This is a genomic window from Rhodococcus sp. IEGM1428 (assembly GCF_050321865.1).
Taxonomy (GTDB): domain Bacteria; phylum Actinomycetota; class Actinomycetes; order Mycobacteriales; family Mycobacteriaceae; genus Rhodococcoides.
In genome coordinates, this window is the sequence record NZ_JBNQFW010000006.1 from 149,861 (window position 1) to 171,566 (window position 21,706).

The window sequence follows — 21,706 nt, forward strand, 5'->3', positions numbered from 1 at the left end:
TGGTGGATGTCCTCCGACCGCCGCCAACAGCAGGATCTAGGGACGGGTAGTCGATGATCGGAGTGGCCAGGTGCAGTGGCTTTTGGACGTGTCGTTGATCGACGGTTGGCTGGTGCCGGTGTTGTGGAGTATCGCTGCTGTCGGCGCGATCGCGTTGTCGGCCATCAGGTCGTCATGGTTCGGGCAGGTGGTCGTCCCTATTGCGGTTACAACGGCCGCGGTGGTGACCGTCGTCGCGTACGTCGTGATCGAGCACTGGTGGCACCCGTTTCCGGACCGGCTGCCGTTCGTCGTCTATCTGTGGGCCGGCATCGCTGTGTGTGCGATCGGATTGGCGGTGTATCGCGCCCTTGCCGATCTCAGGATCAAGACCTGGGTGTTCGTCGTGCTCGCCGCCGTTGCGGTCCTTGCGCAATCGGCTGCTGCAGTCAACGGGCACTTCGCCTACTTCCCCACTGTCGGCTCTGCGGTGGGAACCAGCCGTGTCAACGAGGTTCCATTACTGTCGTTGCCCGCACACCATCTGGATCCCGTGCCTGCCGCTCGATGGCGGGACCCCGGCGGTTTGCCGGCCGGCGGATCCGTCGTCACCACCGACATTGCGGGTAGGACGTCGGGCTTCTCGGCCCGGCCCGCGAAGATCTACTTGCCGCCCGCGTATTTTGCCGCTCGTCGGCCGGCTATGCCGGTGCTGGTGCTGCTCGCCGGTCAGCCCGGCAGCCCGGGAGACTGGCTGCGAAGTGGCGGGTTGGTGAAAACGATGGACGCGTTCGCCGCACGTCACTCCGGGCTCGCGCCGGTCGTCGTGGTTGCCGACGGAACCGGTTCGACCCTCGCTAACCCCCTGTGCGTCGACTCTCCTCGAGGAAATGTTGCGACCTACCTGGCAGTCGACGTACCCGGGTGGATCAAGGCGTTCCTGCAGGTAGACAACACGGCATCGTCCTGGGCTGTGGGTGGATTGTCGTACGGCGGAACCTGCGCACTGCAACTGGCCACGAACTATCCGTCGGTGTTCCCGACGTTTCTGGATATTTCCGGTCAGGTCGAGCCGACGTTGGGCGGCGATCGTCGACGCACTCTCGATGCGGTGTTCGACGGAGACGCAACAGCGTTCGAGAAGGTGAATCCGCTGGACAAGATGCGTGCGAACGCGTATCCACACAGCGGCGGGGTCTTTGTGGTCGGGGCCGGCGACCGCGACAACAAACCGGGAGCGAAGACGCTGTACGAGGCGGCGAAGTCGGCGGGGATGGAAGTTTCGTACGAGGAGATACCGGGTGGACACGACTTCCGGGTGTGGTCGGGTGGGCTGTCGAGCCAAATCGACCCCATCGCAGCACGATTGGGGATACCTCGATGAACATCGGAATCGAGCCGAGGTCGAGCGTCACTCGCGCGCTCGGCGTCCTGACATCCATCCACCGAAGGACCGTTGCCGGTGCACCGATCACTACCGCCATCGTCGTAACGATGGCGGTCGTGACAGGGGCGGTTCATGCTCTGACTGCCGATCCGGAATTCGTGGAACGTCATCTGACGCTGAGTGTTTCGGCGCTGCGTCAGATGCACTGGTGGACGCCGATCACCTCCGTTGTCGTCGCACCGAATCCGTTGGTGTTCGTAGCCTCGGTGGTTCTGTTGCTCCTGTGCGCGGTGCCGCTGGAACGGCGAATGGGTCCCTCGAAATTCGTGATTTCGGTCTGGATCGTTCAGATACTCGGTGCGATCGTCGGAGTCGGTCTGGCCGTCGTCGTCGATTCGATCGACGAGGACTGGGGTACGCAACTCGAAACGTCCGTGGTATTCGATCCGGCGGCCTGGGTCGCTGGTGTGGCGATGGCGGCAAGCGCCGCGATGCCCATCTTGTGGCGTCGCAGACTGCGAGTAGGCCTGTCCGCCGTTGTCATCGTGTTCGCCCTGTTCCACGGTGGTTTGTCGGACCTTGTGGTGTCGACGTCCATCGTCGTCGGACTCGCACTCGGACGGGTGATGTACGGCCGGGTCGATTCAGAGGAAGCGGTGGCGGGGACGCGCCGCGAGAGTCGCCTGCTGGTAGCGCTGATCGTGCTTGCAAGCGCGTTAGGTCCGGTACTCGCACTCGTGTCGACCAATGCCGCCGGCCCATTCGGGGTGTTGGAAACACTGCTACGAGCCGATCCCTGGACAGCCGATGAAGTACGGGCGGTGTGCAGTGCCACCTCGGGAAGTTCGGAATGCAGGCAGGGACTGTTCGCCTTGCGATTCGACGGGCTCGGGTTCACGGTGCTCGCGGTCGCACCGTCCCTGTTCCTCGTGACGATCTGCGACGGCCTCCGACGCGGCAGGCGAGCGGCCTGGACATTGGCAGTGATCGCGCAGCTGTGTCTGACAGCGCTGGCGGTCCTCAACATCGCTCAGTTGCATCAGTCCTGGTCCGCATTGTCCAGTGTCGGTGTGCAGCTGGATGGTTCGTATCTGATCCGTGCCGCCGCGCCACTGTTGACCCCGTTGGCGGTGGCTCTGATTCTCGCCTACACGCGAAGGTCGTTCACGATCGACTCGCCCAGCGGCGCTGCACGATCGGCATTGCGATCCGTGGGTCTGGCGCTGCTCACTTTCGGCACGCTGTATGTCGCCACGGGATCGATGTCCGCGCGGACGATCGCACATGTTCCCGAACTGATCGTCGACTTCGTTCAGCGTTTGATCCCCAGCGTGTACCTGCAATGGTTCGAGCCCGCACTGCTTGCAGGAGAGTTCGTTCCGTCGTGGATGTACCAGTGGATCGGCGTCGCGTTCTGGGTGACGCTGTGCGTGACCGTCCTGGTGATGTTCCTGCGGCCCGCCTACGGCGACGAGCCGGACGATGTTCGGCGGGCGCGCGACATCCTCGTGCGCAGCGGTGGGTCGAATTTGTCGTGGATGTCGACCTGGAGCAGCAACAACTATTGGTTCGCACCGGACGGGAACAGCTTCGTGGCCTACCGCGTAGTGGGCGGCATTGCGTTGACCACCGCAGGCCCGGTCGGACCGAGTGAGGACAATGCCGCCGCGGTACGCGCATTCGCGGAATTCTGTTCCGACAACGGGTGGACACCGTGCCTGTATTCGATTTCGGTGGAGATCCGTCGCATCGCAGATGCATTGGGCTGGAACTCTGTTCATGTGGGGGAGGAAGCCATCCTGGACCTGACCTCACTGAAGTTCACCGGTAAGAAATTTCAGGACATCAGGACGTCGTTCAATCGAGCGACGAAAGTCGGTATCGCTGCTGAGTGGACGGCGTATTCGAAAGTATCGCCGGTGATTCGTGATCAGATAGCGGCCATCTCCAGCGAGTGGGTGGCCGACAAGGCTATGCCCGAGATGGGTTTCACCCTCGGTGGATTGACGGAGATGGAGGATCCGGACGTCCGATGCCTGATCGCGATCGACGCCGATCGAACGGTGCACGGTGTCACTTCCTGGTTGCCCGTGTATCGAGACGGAGAAGTGGTGGGGTGGACGCTCGATTTCATGCGGAGGCGATCGACGGGGTTCGGGCCGGCAGTGGAATTTCTCATCGCGTCGGCAGCCGTCTCGTTCGCGTCGGAGGGATTCCAGTTCGTGAGCTTGTCCGGTGCACCACTTGCCAAGAGTCCGAGAACGATCGAGGCCGGTGTGCAGTCCGCGACCGCACCGACCCCGGACACAGTGGAGAAACTCCTCGATGCCGTTGGCCGAGCGCTCGAACCCGTTTACGGGTTCAGGTCTCTGCTGGCGTTCAAATCGAAGTTTCAACCGCGGTACGAATCCATGTACATGAGCTTTCCCGACAGTGCTGCACTACCGAGCATCGCCAACGCGGTCAGCCGAGCGTATCTGCCGCAAATGACGCTGAGCCAAAGCGCACATCTGATGTGGACGGTTGCTCGCTCACGGACTACTGCGCGGGACCGGCGATGAATCTACTCACCACCGTAATTGACTGTGTCCGAACAAGTTCGAAGAAGGTAACGCTCCGATGACCGCACTGGCTCAATCATTGCTGTGCTGCGTCGGTGTTGTCGCGCTGTGGTCACTGGTATCGGCGAAGCTGGCCTCGTGGCGAGTGAGTGCACCTCTTGCGATAGCGTCGGCAGGCGCGGTGGTCGGTTGGTTCTTCAGGCCCGAGATCGTGACGGTGCTGAACTATCACGTCACCGAGCAGATCGTCGAACTCGTTCTGGCAGCACTGCTGTTCTCCGACTCACTTCGGGTCGAAGGAAAGATGCTGGGAAGCTCACCCTCGGTAGCACTTCGGCTGCTTCTTCTCGCATTGCCGTTGAGCCTGGCCCTGGCAGCTGGAGCCGCGTGGTTGCTCCTGCCCGAGTACGGCTTTGCTGTCGCACTGCTGATCGCGTGCGTGATCATGCCGATCGACATGGCTCCGGCGACCGCAATTCTGACCGACAATCGGCTCACCCGCAGAGTGCGGTCCGCGCTCAACGTCGAGTCCGGATACAACGACGGGGTCGTCGCTCCGATCTTCGTGTTCGCGCTCGCCATGATCACTGCGACCAGTGTCGACAGCGTGACCACATCGATCGGGAAGGCGCTGCTGGCCAGCACTGTCTCGCTACTCGTCGGCAGTGCCGTCGGTCTCACGTTCGGATGGGCGATGAAGGTCGCCCTGCGACGGCAGTGGGCCACCGCGAGCTCGTTGTCCATCGGCGTACTCGCCATCCCGCTGGTGACGTTCTCGGTGGCAATTCTCCTGCACGGCAACGGTTTCGTTGCGGCGTTCGTCGCTGGAGTTGCCGTACATCTGTGTGCGCGCGCCGAACTCCGTCCACACACCGCCCTCACCGAGCAGTTCGTGGAATGCACGTCCCTCGTGGTGTGGTTCGTATTCGGCGTGGTGGCCGCGTACATCGCCTACCTCGGTCTCGACTGGCGCGTCGTCGTCATCTCGGTACTGGCCTTGACCGTGGTGAGACTGGTGCCGGTGTGTCTGGCCCTCGTGGGTTCAGGGTTGGACGGAGTGGATCGGCTCGCGTCGTCGATACTCGGTCCGCGCGGGATCACGACCATCGTGTTGGGACTGTTGGCGTTCAACGCGCTCGACGACGACATCGGGGTGATCGTGCTGCAGGCAATGATCGTCACCATCTCCTTGAGTCTGCTTCTGCACGGATTGGGCTCGTCCTACATGGTCCGACAGTTGTCGCGGGTACGAACCCGTTCGCCGCACATCGGCAGCGCCCTATGCTGATCATGTTCCCGGGCCTGTGACCGTCCGATGTTCTACAGGAGTGCTGTCGTGGGCGATACCAAGAACGTCAGAGTCGTCGTCATCGACGACGAGGCGCTCGTCAGATCGGGTTTCGAGCTGATCCTCGGTGGCGCACCCGGCATCGACGTGGTCGCCACAGGCGATGCGGGCGACGCCCTCGATCTCGTCGTCGGAACGGAACCCGATGTCGTGCTGCTCGATATCAGGATGCCCGGCCGGAACGGGCTCGATGTCCTCGCGGACATCCTTGCACTTCCGCAGCCGCCAGCGGTGGCAATGCTGACCACCTTCGACTCCGACGACTACATCATGCGTGCACTCGACACCGGTGCTGCAGGATTCCTGGTCAAAGACACCGACCCGGAAGAGTTGCCGAGACATATCAGGTCGCTCGCCGCCGGCGGAATCGTGTTGTCTCCGACAGTCGGGCGCACCGTCGTTCGCGGGTTCATCGGCGGTGCCCGTGACCCGTCCGAGGCTCGAAAGATTGCGCGGCTCACCGAGCGCGAACGCGCTGTGCTGGTGCGCGTGGTGCACGGTGACTCCAACGCGGACATCGCCGCGGCACTGTTTCTCGGCACCGGGACGGTCAAGGACCATGTCAGCGCGATCCTCTCGAAGTTGGAGGTCTCGACGCGGGTACAGGCTGCATTGATCGCCGAGCGGGGCGGACTGTCGGCGGGCGGGTCCACTTCGGTTGGGGGCGAGCCTCGGTGAGCACGATGCAGGCTGTTCGGCGCGCGACTCAGCGGCGATCGGGTGCGGTTCTCGATGTGATCTTCGTCGTTCTCGCGTTTGTCGATGGACTGCTGACCCTGCCGGATCCGACCAGGGCCGAAGTTGCCGTCGCGATCCTCACCCCGGTGCTGTTGTTCGGGCGCAGACGATTTCCTGTGCTCGTCTTCGCGCTGACACTGCCCGGTCTGGCGATGGGGGTCACGTTACTGGCAGCTGTGTTCGCGCTCGGGACGGTGGCGTTCGTGGTTCGAAGCCGCGTGGTCGTGACTTGTTGCGGCGCAGGTATGTTCGCGGCGAGCACGGCGTGGGTATCGACTGATTCGTCGTTCGAGTCTGTCGTCGCGATCACCTTGGCGGCCGCCGCGTACGCCTCGGCGCCGGTGGCTATCGGACAGCTCATCAGAGCGCAACGCGATCTGAAGCAGCAACTGAGCGAGTTGCGGCAGGTTCGCGAGCGTGATCGGACAGCGCAGGCCGAGCTGGTGCTCTCGACCGAGCGCGCACGATTGGCCAGAGAGATGCACGATGTGGTCTCGCACCAGGTAAGTTTGATCGCGGTGCAGGTCGGTGCCTTGATGGTGAGCAATGACGATCCGGCGGTCAAAGCCGCCAGCCGGACCATTCGATCACTCGCGGTGCGGACACTGGACGAGTTGCGACAGATGGTCAGTGTTCTGCGTGCGTCGGGCGGCGAGGCTGAGGGCATAGACCCACAACCGGCCATCGCCGACCTCTCGGCCCTGGCGGCGGAATCCGAGTTGGACATTCAGTTGGCCGTGCAGGTGAAGTCGGACGTGCCGAATTCCGTTCAGCGCGCGGTGTATCGAATCGTTCAGGAGGGGCTGACCAACGTGCGCAAACATGCCCCGGGCTCGAGAGTGGATGTCACCGTCGAAGAAGTCGACGGATCGATAACGGTACAAGTGGTCAACTCCGCTCCCACCCAGGCGCTACCTGCATTCCCCTCCTCGCGGCACGGGCTCGTGGGACTGGCCGAGCGGGCGGAGTTGCTGGGTGGGCACGTCTCGGCCGCCGCCACAGTGCACGGCGGTTTCACCTTGCGAGTCGTGCTTCCGATCGATTGATCGTTGCTCGGGCCCGCAGCGCCGGCGTCCGCTCGTGGATAGTCTCGAGGTCGCCGCCAATCGTGGTGATGAACGACGGCGTCGGCGACACGTTGGCGAACGCTCCGACCGATGTGGGGCGGGCAAACCCCAAACTGCTGCGAGCCCTCTCCCCCACGCGTAGCCCGGGCCCGGTCATTTGCTGCCAACTCTCGATACAGCCGCAGACCTGCTCGGCGGCCGTCGCGTCGCCGGCCTTCTCCGCAGCCACGAGTCCTCGGTGGACGGGCAGGACGTTCCCGCGCCAGACACCAGGCGCACCCGAAGTGCGTTGTCGAGGCGGATGCGTTGTCACTGAACAGGTTCGGCTTTAGCCTGGCGTGCCGTCAACCACCGCTATACAGAGCGTTCAGGACAGGTGACCGGCCAGCCCGAGATACCTCAGCAGCGGATGCGAGTCGGTGCCGAATCGTCGAATGCACCGAGCACGAGCATCCACGCGGTGGTGGAGTACGCGAGCAGGATGTGGTCGCTGAAGTCCTGCCCGCAGAAATCCTGGACTATCAGGTTCTCGACGCCCTCTTCGTCGATGAACGCTGCCGATGGGCCGGGAGTGACGATGACTTCGTACCTGGTTTCGATGACTGTGTAGGACACACCAAGCACGGTGACCGGCCCGTCGTTCAGCGCGCGGACGACATCCGAGGTCGGGAGTTGATCGTAGACAGCGGCGCAGTCGAAAGCTTGCAGATCGATCGCCGTCGAGCGCGCAGGCTCCGGCATCAATGTCGCACCGCTGAGTGTGCTGCCGTGCGTGGTCGGCGACAGCAGAGCCACATTGCTCACTTTGTCCCGCCCGTGAAACTTCGTGTAGTACTCCGCAATGAGCCCGCCCTGGGAGTGACCCACGATATCGACGGTGCGCGCACCGGTTTCGAGTAGAACATCGTCTATGAACCGGCTGATCTGATCGATGCTGTCCCTGACGGGCCCACACGTCTGAACGAACTCGTCTGGATGGCCGCCGATCGTTTCCGAGTAGACGCAGTACCCCGCGTTGGCGAGAACGGGCCCCAATCCGCCCCAGTTGAGCATCATGCTGGCGTGCGTACCGTTGATCAGAACAATCGGACGCGGATGTTCCAGGCTCAGTCTGCACGGCACGTTCACACCCGGTGGCGATGCCGCGGGGTCGGCGAACGCGTGCATCGCCGAGGTAGTGAAATCGAGTACTGGATATCGCGTTGCCGGGGCAGCGTCGACCGGAAGTATCAGAATCGAACTGAGGATCGCAATCAGCGACAACCCCACAATTACTCGAATTGGCCGACGCCGAAACTGTGATCTCACTGGGTTGTCCTTTCGAAGCTGAACTGTGCGCGCCCACTTTTCCTAACGATCGTCCGGTCGTAGTGTGCATCTCTTCACCCGAACTGGTCAAGAGCCCGAGCCCTGACTGTCCGGGGGATCCGGAGTCAGCATCCGTTGAGCGAATCGCGCGTAGGTAGCGGCGACATGATCGATCCGGTAACCCAAATCGACAGACCACCACTCGGCCACCCTGATTCCGATGGCACCGAGCGCAGATACCGTCAACTGCGGCTCCAGCACCTCGAACGCCCCCAGGCGCACCCCTCGCTCGATTACATCGAAGAAGAGCTGCGCCGACTCCATTCTCACCGTGCCTATCCGATCCCGATTCGGAATGCTGAGCGCTTCCCTTTCCCGGTTGCAGATCCGTCCGAGAAGTGGATAGGTGGCATGAGCGACAACATGCGCAGTCATCAAGCGCCGAACTTGATCCATGGGGCTCGCGTCGGAGTCCAACAGCGCAGACCGCAGAGCATCGCGATGTTCCTGATGGCCAGCTGACAGCAGCTCGTAAAGCAGCTGTTCCTTCGTATCGAAATGGGCGTAGAACGAACTCGCCCGGATACCTACGGCGGCGGCCAACTCTCGCACAGACACGCCGTGATATCCGCGGGCACCGAAGAGGATCAATCCCTGCTCGAGCAGCCGCTGACGGGTTCCACCGGTGGTGATGAGCCTCTCGGGCAACGAACGGCCGGGCGGAGAGGCTGCGTCGGACACACTGGACATCGAAACACTCCTTTTCTCTCGTTACGCCCCGGGCGGCTCGGGCTTGTCGACGAAACCGTGGGGCCCCCACCGTACCTTGCAATCTTACGAACGACCGTTAGGAATTGCCATGATATCCTCACAAACGCTGGCGAACACAACGACCCGATTGTCACTGTCACTGGAGGGTGAACTCGTGGTGGCACCGCCTCGGAAGTGAGCTCGTTCTCCGGGGTTCTCTACGCGGAAGCGCCCACCGGAATCGCTCGTTATCAAACTCCGACCCCGGTCACAGTATCGATCGGGATCCGCGAACCGGATGTGCACGGACCTACCTGCGAGCAACCCCGTACCCGGCCCCGCAGATGCACTTGCCGGCAACGACGTTCACCTGATAACGAGAGCCTGAATGTCGTTGTACGGGCTCGCGACCCTGGCTGCCGTGACCTTCGGATCATGGTGTGCTTGATCTGCGCAGGCTTCACTCGAGGCACCAATCGAATCCCCCCCATACGACGGAGTCGCGTTTGCCCGTGACAGCGTGATCCGTCAATTATCGCCTCGCGTAACCGGTTTCACGTCGGTTGACGGAGCGCCCGAGAACAGGGGACCGCTCGATCAGCCGTTACGCCCTCTTCTGGGTGCAGGAGAATATTCGCGTCTTCGGTGACGACCCGAACAACGTGACCATTTCGGTGAGTCTGCAGGCGGGATGAGCATTGCCTGCTTGCTCGCATCTCCGCACTGCCCCGGCTTGCGGGGATTGGGCCATCGTGCAGAGCGGCAACGCAACCAGCGCGGCCGACGCAGCAGACGCCCGGTTGGTAACCGCCCGCATCGCGCTCAGCTCGACATCGTCGTCGCCGAACCTACCCTGGACCGAATCATCAACACCTGCCAACCGAGCCCGTCACCAATATCCTCACGTCGGCAGCAACCGGCTTGGGAAATACGTGACGACCACCCCTGGGAAATTACGAGACCGTCGACAGCAATGGCGACAAGCACACCGAAAAGATCGGGCGTTTATGCGCCTGCTTTTTGCGGTTGACGGCCGAAGTATCAGGCCACTGCACAAGCTCGGCATCTGTGTCACAGCAGTTACGAAGGGACGGGACGCGCTCCGTCCGCACATCGAGGCCCGGTACCCCAACGCACCGGGACAGCGGTACCTACGCACTGCTTTTCGCATCAGGGTCGAAGACGATGCGCGGGTGCCCTCGCACATGTACCCCTGGCGCTGGCCCGGGCACGCCGTCACCTGATGAGCACGTTGGTGACTATGACCGCGACACCGAGTGCAGTGTTGCCCAGGCCGACGGCGCACGATCCGATCGTCGAATAGCCGCTGATTCTGCCCGCCACGACGCCCCACGCGAACAGAAGTGCGGCATTCATGCCCAGAACAACCGTGGTGTATCCGGCAACGATGGAGCCGTCGGACTGCACAACGTCGTCGTTCCAACCTGTCAGATGCGCAACGAGCAATGCGACGAGCGTCGGGATGCAGGCGATCAGCATCGGCACACCGGTGAGAAGGTGCTTGCCGAGATCTCGCCAGAAGCCCGACCCCGGACCGACATGATGTGTAGACACGTGTTGTCCATAGCTCCGTGTCAGAGCCGCAATAGCGACGCTGACCATGATCCAGACCGCCGAGTAGCCCGGGGTCTGTCCGATCGGTATCGCGGCCAGCGTGACACTGGCGAGCACAGTGCCGATCACTCCGCCGTAGATGTCGTTGGCGCCGAGTCGCATGAGGTCCGAGTGTACGGAAACGGGTTCGCAGATCCGGCCGCGACATTGTCGATACCGCATAGACGACCCGCCGACATGCTCTGGCACCTACCGCGGCGGGTGCGAGGCCGCCCACCAGCGCTACTGCATAAATATTCTATGCTTAAGATAGATTATTGACGGGGATGCAGTTGTGTTCTCGCTGACGACGATCCATCACAACCGGACGAGGACGACTATGACCGAGCTGATTTATTGGAGCGCAACCGAGACGCTGGCGCATTTCCGGGCGAAGGAGGTTTCGCCGGTCGAAGTTCTCGATGCGACAGCGGCGCGCATCGCTGAGGTCGACGGCCGGATCAACGCTTTCAGCGAACAGATGCTCGACGAAGCACGGGACGCTGCGCAGGCTTCGGAGCGACGGTACGCCGCAGGAGAACCCGCGGGGGCGCTGGACGGTCTACTCGTGGCCGCAAAGGACGAACACGTCATCGAGGGGCGGGCGGACCGGATGGGCAGCCTGCTGACCGATGACCGACCAGCAGATCACTCGCATCCGGTCATCGAGCGGGTACGCGCTGCCGGCGGCATCATCCACGGGCGAACCACTACGCCGGAGTTCACCCTTCCCCCCTTCACTCACTCGGCACTGTGGGGCGTGACGCGTAATCCGTGGAACCTCGACGTCACGCCCGGGGGCAGCTCGGGAGGTTCGGCTGCGGCCCTTGCTGCCGGCATGGCGACAGTGGCGACCGGATCGGATATCGGAGGGTCGATCCGCATTCCGGCGTCTCTGTGTGGTGTCGTAGGGTTCAAATCCCCAATGGGGCGCATACCTGCCGATGCGCCGTTCAATCAGGACACATACTGCACCGACGGCGCACTCGCCCGCACTGTAGCGGATGCGGCCCTGATGCAGAACGTTCTCGCCGGACCCCATGCGCGCGATCAGGTGTCGCTTCGTCCCGCGTACATCCTGCCGGACACCTTCGAGGGTGTGGAGGGAATGAGGATCGCGCTGTGTGTCGAGCTCGGAGACTTCGTCGTCGAGCGTGCGATCGAGGAGAACACTCGCCGCGCCGCGAATCTGCTGGAAGAAGCCGGCGCGATAGTCGAAGAGGTGACGCTGCCGTGGCGGCGAGGAGACATCGGCGCAGTGGCGGCTGCGCACCTCGGACGACTTGCCGGCGAAGCACTTCTCCATCTTCCGGAGGCGGCACATGAGTTGCTGATGCCGTACACGCGGGAGTTCAGCAGCCGCGTCTCTGCCGCGGCCGGTGCACTGTCGCTGGCCGAGACGTTCCTCGGTGAAACCGAACTTTATCGTCCGTACGGGGAGTTGCTCAGCCGCTTCGATGCCTTGATCTGCCCCACCTGGCCTACCCAGGGGCTTCCTGCCGGCGAGGATCTCGTCGATGTGATGCTCGATGTCGAGGGCCACCGACAGACTTGGCACGAACAAGTGATGACGATCCCGTTCAACATCCTCAGCACGGTGCCGGTGCTCAGCGTCCCTTCCGGTCTCGCACCGAACGGCGTACCGACCGGCGTGCAGATCGCCGGTCGCAGCTTCGACGACATCACGCCCTTCCGAGTCGGCGCGGCACTCGAGTCCGCTCAAGACCTGTGGGGATCGAAATCCTGGCGTCCGACGCTCTGACGATTCGTACCACCGAATGAACGGTCCACTCGAACGCCAAATGACTGGTTAGAGGTGTCGTGTGACACCGGCGGTGGTCCTCGCGGGGATCGTCGGTCTCGCCCACCTCGACCGCAACGATTCGGACTTGTCGTGACGACCAAGCGCGGTGGCGGGGCTGCGTTCCGTTCACCGGCGGGACGGCCGCTTGGGGAAGGAAACGGCCGAGCACTTTGTCGCAGGCGGCCATCGGGTTGCGATCATGGACGTCGACAGGAAGCGTTGGCGGAGAGGGTCTGTGAAATGCAGCGCCGCTCCCCCGGTTTCCGTGGGACGTGCTGCAGTTCTACCTGCGTTTCGCCCCGGCCTCGCACCTGCGGCTTGTTGGCTGAGATACGCGCGACGACACTCACATCACGCAGCGCATCGGCTCGCGCGTGTCACAGGTGTGTCCTGGTTCGGTCAAATACGCGGGCAGCCTTCTCATTTCGTCACATCAGGCCGTCAGGACTGCGTGCCAGGCTCCTACCTTTCGAGCGTCCGGCGTCGATCGCGTAGTAGGGGGTCCGTCTCTACCGTGGCTCGCAGAACTCGCGGAAGACTCCTGCTACCGCGGTCGCGACGAGGCTGCGATGACCGTGGGGGACTTCGAATTCTTCCGGGACGATCGAGTGCTTGGCCTCGAGTCCGTCGTTCAGGCCGCCGATAACAGTGATCACTTGGTCGAGTGTGTACGGTTCACGCACCTTCAAGCTGCCGTAATTGAGCAATTGCGTGTACAGATCGCGGGCGGAGTCGAGTAGGGCTTCGTGGCCGGAACGCAGCGCTTCGCGGACAGCCGGCACGTCGGACAAGGCGACGAATGCGCTTGCGGCGCGGCACATCCGGGACTCGATGTCCAGGCGGAAGTTCTCGTCGGAAATGCGAGCGCCTACTTCCTCGATCGGTAGTCTCTGAGCGTAGAGTTCAGCGGCAAGCTTGAGAATCGGCCCCGATGACGGATTGGCTCCTTCTCTGAGGATGTGCAGCGTCAGATCCGCCTGATATGCGCTTTGAGAGGGCCACAGGTTGTACAGAGCGCCAGTGGTGACCGGCGACTGCTGTGTAGACGACGCGTATCGAACGACATCTTGCACTCGGATATGAGACAGCGGTCCGCTGTCGCTGAGGTTGTGCGCCTCCAGCGAATCCAGCGCCAGGCTCACCCCTGCCTCCAGCAGCAGATTGCGAGTCTCCTCCGCGCTACGGCGGCGTTTACGGCTCGGTGGGATATCGACGGAGGACTCTCGTGCGGCCGTTTTCATACATTTTCCTCCCTATGGGTAGTTTTTCGATGCTAACAGGTCGAAAACACCGCCCTGATGTGTTCTTCACCTGCGACAAAATGCACCGACGTTCGGCCCAGCGGGCGGGTCGAACGTCGGCGGGTGTTACGTACACATTCCGCGTGTCAGGGGTATGTAAATGTTTCCGAAACTACGCACTACATAGAATTTTGATGTTAGGTTTCTTCGATGTTCGATCAGAAGAAGCTTTCTGCATCCGGAGAAGCCGGAGTGGCACCCTGCTCACCCAGTACCGAGCCCGACGTTCACGCGGGGAGCCCAACGCTCGACGACCCCTCATCTGAGCGCCTGCCGGTACGGAACAAATGGATAGCACTGTTCGCGACGACCTGGCTGGGGGTGTGGATCGCGCAAAACGCGCCGGTGCAATTTCTACTGCCGGAACAGATCAGCACGATCTACGTCGGAGAATCCGCCAACTTCACCTTCATGGCATACGGGGCCACGGTCGGTTTCGCAGGTGTGATCTCGTTGCTCGTCTACCCCGTCATCGGCACCCTGTCCGATCGCACCACGAGCAGGTTCGGTCGACGTCGGCCCTGGATACTGGGCGGATCGGTGGTCATGGCAGTCGGCCTCATTCTGCTGGGACTGCAGAGCGGGATCGTGGGTATCGCGGCAACCTGGACCCTGGTGGCAATCGGGTTCTGTTCGATGACAGCGGGATTGAGCGCGCTGCTCTCGGATCGAGTTCCGGAGAACCAGCTCGGTGCCGTTGCCGCGTGGATTCCGATCCAGCAGGGCCTGGGAGCGGTCCTCGGCCTCGTCGTGGTCGGCACCGTCCTGGCCACTCGTTTCGGTGCGTACGTTGCACTTGCCGGGATCGTCCTTGCGTTCACCGTCCCGCTGGTCATGTTCATAGCCGACCCGTCGGTTCGAGGAGAGGACTTCGCCAGCGGCGCAACCCGCGTGCGCACCGGTAGACGTCGCCCCAGCAGGTCGAACGACTCCGACTTTCGGTGGACGGTAGTTCAGGTGCTGCTACTCAACCTCGGCAGCGCGCTGGGTCTGGGGCTGTTGCTGTACTACCTCGAGTTCGGAGTAGGTATCGCCGATCCGGCCGAGACGCTCACACTGCTGTCGATCGTCTACGTCGTCACGGTGAGCGTCGGGTCGCTGATATCGAGCAGACTTTCAGACCGGCTCGGTCGACGACGGGTGTTCGTACTGGTGGGCGCACTCGCGCAAGCCGCCGCAACGGTTCTGATCTGCCTCGGTAGCGATCTGGGCACGATGGTGGTCAGTTCGGTCGTTCTGGGAGTGGGGTACGGCATGTACACGCCAGCGTTGCAAGCTCAGGCGACGCTGACACTCCCCGATCCCGACACCCGAGGGGAAGACATGTCTCTCGTCTACGCCACGATCACGGGATCCGCTGCACTGGCTCCGATCATCGGCGCTCTGATCGTTGTGTATCTCGGCGGATTCACCGTGTTGTTCGGAATGTCAGCAGCGCTTTCCGGACTGGGAGCACTGGTGTCCTCCAGAATCAAGGGCGTCCGGTAGCGGTGTCTACCGCTCGCGCACATTTTTACGCGCTCGACCCACGGCGAGCACCTTTCTACATTGCATGAATGCCCGAGTCGACCATCCTCATGCGCTGACGGTCGTCGCAGATGTTGGCCGTCGGTAGCCCTGCGTGGGCGTCTGCGAACTCACCGATGTCGCGCCTGTCGGCGTCGGCCAATGCGGCGTGCTTGCGGTGCGTTCATGGCGTCGATCGAGGGCACCGAAAACCATCCGACAGTTCGGCGGCGATCTGGTCGCGTACCCACTGCTCGGCACCCGCCGCCGCACCAGCGTCGATGGACTCGACGATCAGCGCGCCGAGCCCTCCACGAAGCTGCTAAGCAACAACTTCCGTCGTGACGCGTCACCGGGCGCACCACCGATGTCCTCGACCGATGCCCCAAACGCGCGGAAGTGCTCGGCCGCTGCGCCCGACCCGAACCGCTGACGACCAGTGCCGTGCGTGCACCGTGTACCGGGACGGTACCGACCACGTCGGCGAAGGCGATACCGTCGGTGGCCGACACTGCGGTTGCTACGTCGTTCTTCACGGCAGCGGAAGCAGAGTTCATGTCTGCGTAGGTCGTTCCCGTGCTCAGATGTGGTGCGGCCGATGCGGCGGCCTCTACGGCCACCTTCGAGCTGGTGGGGCTCAGAACCAGATCGGAACCGGCCACTGCGTCCGAGACGTCGTCGAAACGCGCGACGTCCGACGGCGTTGGCGTGTCCACGACGTCGAAACCTGTTACCTCCCAATTGATTGCCGCAAAGCCTGACGAGTAGAGGGGACCCGCTTCACCGAGCCCCAGGATCGCTACCTTCACAACCTCATCTCACGCAATGAGAAGGCCTATCACCCGGTGTCGCATTGGCGAAGACACTGGAGTGAAGATGTGAAGTAGGTCGCACAAGACGGCCCGAAATGATGCGGGCATTATTCGTACAGTTCATCCGCTCCGGATAGTCTTGTGACGCGAGGGACCACAGCAGATAGTTGAGCATTCGTCCGCCGCTGCCCACGCACGAGAACCACGGGGCACCCCTCCGCCGGACAATCTTCGACCTAAAGCAGCGCCTGCTCTACGAAAAGTATTAGGAGCCTTGGCCGTAGCGCAACGAACCGCGATAGCGGTCTCCCCGGCCTTGCAACGTCAACTGAAGATCCCTGTTCACGCGGAGTGCCGGGACCGCTCGTCGCCAATACCTCCCGTCTCGCGACCAGCGCCGCGAGCCGCCGCAATGTCGCCCGGATCCCGACAGTGGGGACGCCCACGGTCGGGACCCGTCCGGAGTCGGTTCAGGCGACCGATCGCCGGTCAGTGATGGAAACAGTTGCGGTGCATCACCGAACTGCCGCTCCACCCAGTCCTGGTCACACCCACACCTTGGTGCGCCGCTGACGGGTATGGCGCGACACAGCCGCAGAGCCTGTGCCCGGGCAACGATCAGACGCCGAAAAGCTGAGTAGCGAGACTCTCCCCGATGGGAAGCGCGGACGTGGCGGCTGGCGACGGGGCGTTGAGCACGTGAATGCTGCGCGGGGTCTTCTCCAACCAGAAGTCGTGCACCAGTGTTCCATCACGCTTGACTGCCTGTGCACGGATGCCGGCCTCACGCGGGAGCAAATCGCTGAGAATCAGCTCGGGACAATACTTTCTACACTCTGCCAGATATCCGCGGCGGAAAATCGAGTTCCTCATTTCACGAGTCCCAGTCCGCAGATTCGCGCGAGCGACGCGCCACAAACCTGGGAACGTCGCGTACGCGGCGACGTCAGGTAGATGGACGCTTCCCTTGCGGTACTTTTCGCGTGCGAAACCAAGGACGGCGTTGGGTCCGACGGTCAACGTGCCGTCGACGGTGGGACTGAGGTGTACGCCGAGAAATGGGAGGTCAGGATCGGGAATCGGGTAGATCAGGTGGTCGACCAAGCCGTTCCTGGCCGCTGGTAGTGAGTAGTACTCGCCCCGGAAGGGAATGATCTGCAAGTCGATGGACAGCCCGGCCATGCGTGCCATTCGATCCGCCTGCAGGCCGGCGCAGACCACGAGACGGTCTGCTTGCCATCGCTTGTCTTGTGTTTCGACGGCAACCGAGTCCGAGGTTTCCCGGATGGCAGTCACCGCATGCCCTCTGTTGATCTCACCGCCCGATTCGGTGATCCGTTGCGCGAGCGCGTTGGCGATCTGTCGGTAATCAGTCACCCCGGTGGTTGGCACTCTCAGTGCGCCGATACCGCGGATGTTGGGCTCGATCCTCTGCAGTTCGGTGGCGTCCAGCAGGTCGACATCGAGGCCATTGACCTTTGCCCGCTGATGAAGAGCAAGCATTCGGTCCTTTTCGACCGCGTTCGTCGCGACCAGCAGCTTGCCAGTGGTCTTGACTGGGATGTCGAACTCTTTGGCCAGCTCCTTCGTCTCGGTTGCACCGCGCTTACAGAGCGTTGCCTTGAGACTGCCCGGCTCGTAGTAGATTCCGGAGTGAATCACCCCGCTGTTGTGGCCGGTCTGGTGGCTGGCGAGCGAAGTTTCTTTCTCGATGATCGTCACCTTCAGTCCGGGACGGGCTTGCTGGATCTTCCAGCCGGTGGCAAGTCCGACGATGCCGCCGCCGATGATCAGTACGTCGGTCCGATCGGCGTCCGTCATTTCGACGCTCCTGTCGTGTTGTTTTCGGAAGTCTCGACAATTGGGGGTGATACCGAAACATTGAGATTGCTTGAGGCACAGGGCAGCTCGTATTCGGGCACTATTGAGACTCCGTCCAGGTCGACGGCGGCCAAATCGGCGTCCGCCATGACGTAGGTGGCGGCAATAGTTTCGCAATCGGACCTGCCCCAAACACGCGGCCTCTGGATGATCCGGTCCCCCAGGACTACCGCATTGGCTGTAGTCGCGTCATCACACTGATTTTGAGGTTGGTATAACAAGGTTACTCCTCGAAACTCCATCGTGCGGAGCATGTTTCGTTGAACTTACTGTTGCGCTGTCAGGTTCGTGCCCGTCGCTCGGTGCTCGATCCCTAGTTGGACCGCCACCGGCAACCGTGCCGAATGCCCATTCGCGGAGCGCTGGCCTTGCCGATGGGCTACCCCTCTTCCTTTACCGTGCGCCCGGACGCATAGAGCTCGGTGAAAGCGAGCAGTCCGGCGATCGCGGCGCACATGTACGTGGGGGTGGCCAGGGTTTCCTCGAGTTCGATAAGGATCGATCCATGTCCGACGATAATGCCGAGGACCTGGCCGAATACCAGCACGAACCCTCCCGCGACGAAAGCGAGTAGGAACACGCGAAAAGCTTGATTTACAACTTTTGCGAAAACTGGGGTTCTCAGCATGGGAACCAACTCCTCTGGGAGTAGCTAGACGGGAAGGGGGATGTAGCCGACGGCCATGAAAACGCCGATGACCAGGACTGGAATGACGTAGTAGATGATCAGGGGTTTGAACGTCGTGCTCGGGTCGATCCCGGCAATGGCGGAGGCGACGTAGATCGGCGGGGCTCCGGGCGGTGAGGCGCCCTCGGTGGAAGAGAAGACCAGCACACATCCGGCGGCGATTGCCGGTGGCACGCCTGCGCTGACGAGGGTCGCGAACGCGACCGGACCGATCGCTGCGATGGTCGCGGTCGAGGTCAGTGGTGCGGCGACGAGCATCACCAGGATCCCGACGAGGGTGGCGACAATGATGGTGGGCAGGCCGCCAACGTTTTCGAGCAGTTCGGTGAGCTGGGCGGGCAGGCCCAGTGAGGCCAGCACGTTCGAGGCCGCGAACGCGGCGACCATGGTCACGCCGACGACACCGACCCGGTTCGAGGTCTCACCCAACAGCGACCACCAGTCGCGTATTCTGCGGGGCAGGGCTTTCCAGCCGATCGCCAATCCGACGGTAAGGATGAAAACGGGCAGCCATGTGATCAGGCTGATCGCGCCCTCGGCGTCCTCGCCCACTCGGTCGCTGATGAATCGACCGGTGGGGCCGATGGTGGCGAGAACGGGTATGGCGATACCGATGAAGATGAGCAGCGAGTGCCATCCGGAGGCGAAGCTTCGCCGCAGCGGTTGAATGTCGACGGCGTCCATTGGCTGGATGTTGTGTTTGCGAATCAATATGGTGACAACCACGAGCCGGTAAAGCAGGCACCAGGCGCCGATCGCGAACAGGGGTACGACCAGGTCGTCTGCGGCTAGTAGCGGTGTGACGGTGGCCGAGGTGGTGAGGATGAAGAACGAGCTGCTGAGCGGGAATGTGATGCCCATACCCGCATTTCCGGCGACGATCGTCGCGGCGACGGGGCCGGAGACCTTCGATCGTTGCATCCAGGGGATGGTGACCGATCCTACTGTGGCGGTGATGGCCGAACCCGCGTGGGCGACTACACCGAACAACCCGGATGCCACGGTTGAGGTATACGCGGAGCCGCCGCGGTAGCGGCCGAGAATGGAGCTGAGGATCGCGATCAGGCGATCCATGACACCCGAGATCGACAGCAGGTAACTCATGAAGACGAAGGTCAGCGTTGCGAATGTGACTTCCTCCTGCATGGCGTCGATGAGCCCGTGCCAGGCTATGGACAATGCCTCCGTGCCGCCGAAGGCGGCGCACACGACGAAGCCGGCGATCATGGATTCGCCGATGTTGCGCTTGAGAATCGAATTGAAGATGACGATCACGGCGATGAAGGCGATGAGCGCCCAGATCCCGCTCATGTCAGGACCGTGCTGCGAGACGCGGACGGGCATGTCGAAGTCGTAGAGAACATATCAGGCCTTTCGTCGGCGGAGGTCCGCCGATCATTTGGGTCCGTAAACCACTTGGGAGGCAGCAGCATTCGAGCGTCCACGGGACGTAGTGCCCGCAAACCGTAGTGATGGCGAAGGGTTGCTCGTCGAGGGCGAGCGGTCCTACTAATCGGATCCGACTGCGGACTTGGCGGTTCCGGCGCGGATGGCGCGGCGGGTTTCGGCCTCGCGTTGGGTGACCGCGCGCGCGGCCTCGGCGACTTCGTGTGCGCGGGCCTTCGGGACGACGGCGACACCGTCGTTGTCGGCGACGATCACATCGCCGGGCTGCACCACGACGCCACCGACGGCGACCGGTTCGCCGACCTTGCAGGGACCGTACTTGAACGGGCCGGCGGGGCTCAAACCCCTTGCCCAGACCGGAAATCCGACCTCTTCGAGCACATCGACGTCTCGTACCGCCCCGTCGATGACGGCACCCACGATGCCCTTGGCGAGGCTGCGCTCGGCCAACAACTCGCCCAATACTGCACGCGAGACGTCGCCTTCGCCGTTGACCACCATGAAATCACCGGGCCGGGCTTGTTCGAGGGCTTCGTGCAGGCCGCGGTTGTCGCCGGCGCGGACCCAGACCGTCAGTGCGCGGCCGACGACGACACCTGGAGCGGGAAAGACCGGGCTGATCGAGGTAGGGAGCAGGCCGAGGCGGTCCATCGCGTCGCCGGTGGCAGCCGCGGACTGGGCGGCGAAGATCTCGAGGATTTCGTCCGAGACCTGCCCTGCGGTCTCGTGTGCGCGCTGTTCGTGCAGGTGCGCGGCCGCGGCGGTGATGATCGGTTCGACGCCGAGTCGGGTCAGATGGTCGGCTGCGTCGCGCAGTTCGTACCCGCGCCGGGAGGCGTGCTTGATCGTGCCGTCGTAGAGGCGGTCGATGACTGCGTCGCCCAGTATCAGCTCGGCGCGCATCTGCTCCTTGACCCATTCGCGGACGCCAGCTGCTTCGCCGGCGTCGAGTGCCTCGCTGATAACTGCGGCGAGTCCCTTCATGAACACGCTGCGCAACAGTTTGCGGTTGGACGCGTCACCTGGTTGATCGGTTCCGATATCAACTGGAGCACCGAGGCCTTCGAAGAGTAACCCTGTGGCGCTGCGACCGTTTCCGCTGATCATTACTGGAGTAGCAGAGCCATGGACCGGGACGGGTCCGACGACGGCGACGTCGGCAAAGGCCGCGCCCACTGCGATCACCGGTGTCGCGACTGCACGCTTTGTGGCAGCGGAGGCGACGTTCATGTCCGCGTACACAGCGGTGGTGGCAAGGTAGGCGGAGGCGTCGACCGCGACCTTCTCCGAGGCCCGCGCTCCGGTGAGGCTCAGAACGAACTCCGCGCCCTCCACCGCGTCGGCGATAGTGTCGACTGTGTGGACTCCCTGCGGGCCACCCGTGGTGAACGGGTCGTAGCCACGAACAGTGTGACCAGCGGCGATCAAACCTTGCGCGTACAGCGAGCCGGCCTCGCCGAGGCCGAGAATGGTGATGATCACGAGAAGTACCCTCCAAAGAAAACCTGTTTGAGGCGGAATACGAAGTTCCATACAATGAAACTTTGATCCATAT

Annotated in this window: 17 protein-coding genes; 8 read left to right on the forward strand and 9 right to left on the reverse strand. The window is 62.7% G+C overall.

What is annotated here, in order from left to right; translation table 11 throughout:
- Positions 1-70 precede the first annotated feature (70 nt).
- The 5 genes from ACQR3T_RS24090 to ACQR3T_RS24110 are packed head-to-tail and all read left to right on the forward strand — an operon-like array spanning position 71 to position 7,059.
- Entirely contained in the window at positions 71-1,363 is a 1,293-nt protein-coding gene (locus ACQR3T_RS24090; protein WP_428695104.1) for an alpha/beta hydrolase, read from the forward strand.
- The gene (locus ACQR3T_RS24095; RefSeq protein WP_428695105.1) at positions 1,360-3,927 is read left to right on the forward strand and encodes a bifunctional lysylphosphatidylglycerol flippase/synthetase MprF; all 2,568 of its coding nucleotides are present in this window, start codon (positions 1,360-1,362) and stop codon (positions 3,925-3,927) included. The genes ACQR3T_RS24090 and ACQR3T_RS24095 overlap by 4 nt, the downstream gene beginning before the upstream one ends.
- A 58-nt stretch (positions 3,928-3,985) precedes the next feature.
- Positions 3,986-5,215, forward strand: coding sequence for a cation:proton antiporter (locus ACQR3T_RS24100; RefSeq protein WP_428695106.1), 1,230 nt, complete (start codon positions 3,986-3,988; stop codon positions 5,213-5,215).
- A gap of 48 nt (positions 5,216-5,263) precedes the next feature.
- Positions 5,264-5,953: a response regulator gene (locus ACQR3T_RS24105; protein ID WP_428695107.1), complete on the forward strand. Its 690-nt coding sequence runs from the start codon at positions 5,264-5,266 to the stop codon at positions 5,951-5,953.
- Between the two features lie 5 nt (positions 5,954-5,958).
- Positions 5,959-7,059: a sensor histidine kinase gene (locus tag ACQR3T_RS24110; RefSeq protein WP_428695239.1), complete on the forward strand. Its 1,101-nt coding sequence runs from the start codon at positions 5,959-5,961 to the stop codon at positions 7,057-7,059.
- A 420-nt stretch (positions 7,060-7,479) separates the two neighbouring features.
- Here ACQR3T_RS24110 and ACQR3T_RS24115 read toward each other — a convergent pair whose 3' ends face one another.
- Complete coding sequence (locus ACQR3T_RS24115; RefSeq protein ID WP_428695108.1) at positions 7,480-8,388, reverse strand: esterase/lipase family protein; 909 nt, start codon at positions 8,386-8,388, stop codon at positions 7,480-7,482.
- An 87-nt stretch (positions 8,389-8,475) separates the two neighbouring features.
- Positions 8,476-9,138 carry a TetR/AcrR family transcriptional regulator gene (locus ACQR3T_RS24120; protein ID WP_428695109.1) on the reverse strand — a complete coding sequence of 221 codons (663 nt, stop codon included), beginning with the start codon at positions 9,136-9,138 and terminating at the stop codon, positions 8,476-8,478.
- A gap of 195 nt (positions 9,139-9,333) precedes the next feature.
- On the opposite strand from ACQR3T_RS24120, the gene ACQR3T_RS24125 reads away from it, so the two are divergent.
- Positions 9,334-9,654, forward strand: a complete 321-nt coding sequence (locus ACQR3T_RS24125) for a carboxylesterase family protein (protein WP_428695110.1) — start codon at positions 9,334-9,336, stop codon at positions 9,652-9,654.
- 720 nt (positions 9,655-10,374) lie between these two features.
- Here the strand turns inward: ACQR3T_RS24125 and ACQR3T_RS24130 are convergent.
- Positions 10,375-10,875 carry a hypothetical protein gene (locus ACQR3T_RS24130; protein ID WP_428695111.1) on the reverse strand — a complete coding sequence of 167 codons (501 nt, stop codon included), beginning with the start codon at positions 10,873-10,875 and terminating at the stop codon, positions 10,375-10,377.
- A 217-nt stretch (positions 10,876-11,092) separates the two neighbouring features.
- Between ACQR3T_RS24130 and ACQR3T_RS24135 the strand changes: the two genes are divergently transcribed.
- On the forward strand, positions 11,093-12,514 hold the full coding sequence (locus tag ACQR3T_RS24135; protein ID WP_428695112.1) for an amidase: 1,422 nt from the start codon (positions 11,093-11,095) through the stop codon (positions 12,512-12,514).
- 551 nt (positions 12,515-13,065) lie between these two features.
- On the opposite strand, the gene ACQR3T_RS24140 is transcribed toward ACQR3T_RS24135, so the two are convergent.
- Entirely contained in the window at positions 13,066-13,797 is a 732-nt protein-coding gene (locus ACQR3T_RS24140) for a hypothetical protein (protein WP_428695113.1), read from the reverse strand.
- Positions 13,798-14,007: 210 nt separating this feature from the next.
- Here ACQR3T_RS24140 and ACQR3T_RS24145 point away from each other — a divergent pair, with 210 nt between their 5' ends.
- Positions 14,008-15,345, forward strand: coding sequence for an MFS transporter (locus ACQR3T_RS24145; protein ID WP_428695114.1), 1,338 nt, complete (start codon positions 14,008-14,010; stop codon positions 15,343-15,345).
- 149 nt (positions 15,346-15,494) lie between these two features.
- On the opposite strand, the gene ACQR3T_RS24150 is transcribed toward ACQR3T_RS24145, so the two are convergent.
- From ACQR3T_RS24150 to ACQR3T_RS24170, 5 genes are all read right to left on the reverse strand, one after another.
- Entirely contained in the window at positions 15,495-16,079 is a 585-nt protein-coding gene (locus ACQR3T_RS24150; RefSeq protein ID WP_428695115.1) for a hypothetical protein, read from the reverse strand.
- 714 nt (positions 16,080-16,793) lie between these two features.
- Positions 16,794-17,996 (reverse strand): L-2-hydroxyglutarate oxidase, encoded by a 1,203-nt coding sequence (gene lhgO / locus ACQR3T_RS24155; protein ID WP_428695116.1) that lies wholly within the window; start codon positions 17,994-17,996, stop codon positions 16,794-16,796.
- A gap of 439 nt (positions 17,997-18,435) precedes the next feature.
- Complete coding sequence (locus ACQR3T_RS24160; protein ID WP_428695117.1) at positions 18,436-18,636, reverse strand: hypothetical protein; 201 nt, start codon at positions 18,634-18,636, stop codon at positions 18,436-18,438.
- Between the two features lie 72 nt (positions 18,637-18,708).
- Positions 18,709-20,055: a TRAP transporter large permease subunit gene (locus ACQR3T_RS24165; protein WP_428695118.1), complete on the reverse strand. Its 1,347-nt coding sequence runs from the start codon at positions 20,053-20,055 to the stop codon at positions 18,709-18,711.
- 198 nt (positions 20,056-20,253) lie between these two features.
- Positions 20,254-21,633: a DUF1932 domain-containing protein gene (locus ACQR3T_RS24170; RefSeq protein WP_428695119.1), complete on the reverse strand. Its 1,380-nt coding sequence runs from the start codon at positions 21,631-21,633 to the stop codon at positions 20,254-20,256.
- Between the last annotated feature and the right edge of the window lie 73 nt (positions 21,634-21,706).

Coding starts and splice junctions, on each gene's coding strand:
- ACQR3T_RS24095 (WP_428695105.1), top strand. CDS start 1,360: ATGAACATCGGAATCGAGCCGAGGTCGAGCGTCACTCGCGCGCTCGGC.
- ACQR3T_RS24100 (WP_428695106.1), top strand. CDS start 3,986: ATGACCGCACTGGCTCAATCATTGCTGTGCTGCGTCGGTGTTGTCGCG.
- ACQR3T_RS24110 (WP_428695239.1), top strand. CDS start 5,959: ATGCAGGCTGTTCGGCGCGCGACTCAGCGGCGATCGGGTGCGGTTCTC.
- ACQR3T_RS24120 (WP_428695109.1), bottom strand. CDS start 9,138: ATGTCCAGTGTGTCCGACGCAGCCTCTCCGCCCGGCCGTTCGTTGCCC.
- ACQR3T_RS24130 (WP_428695111.1), bottom strand. CDS start 10,875: ATGCGACTCGGCGCCAACGACATCTACGGCGGAGTGATCGGCACTGTG.
- ACQR3T_RS24135 (WP_428695112.1), top strand. CDS start 11,093: ATGACCGAGCTGATTTATTGGAGCGCAACCGAGACGCTGGCGCATTTC.
- ACQR3T_RS24140 (WP_428695113.1), bottom strand. CDS start 13,797: ATGAAAACGGCCGCACGAGAGTCCTCCGTCGATATCCCACCGAGCCGT.
- ACQR3T_RS24145 (WP_428695114.1), top strand. CDS start 14,008: ATGTTCGATCAGAAGAAGCTTTCTGCATCCGGAGAAGCCGGAGTGGCA.
- lhgO (WP_428695116.1), bottom strand. CDS start 17,996: ATGACGGACGCCGATCGGACCGACGTACTGATCATCGGCGGCGGCATC.
- ACQR3T_RS24165 (WP_428695118.1), bottom strand. CDS start 20,055: ATGAGCGGGATCTGGGCGCTCATCGCCTTCATCGCCGTGATCGTCATC.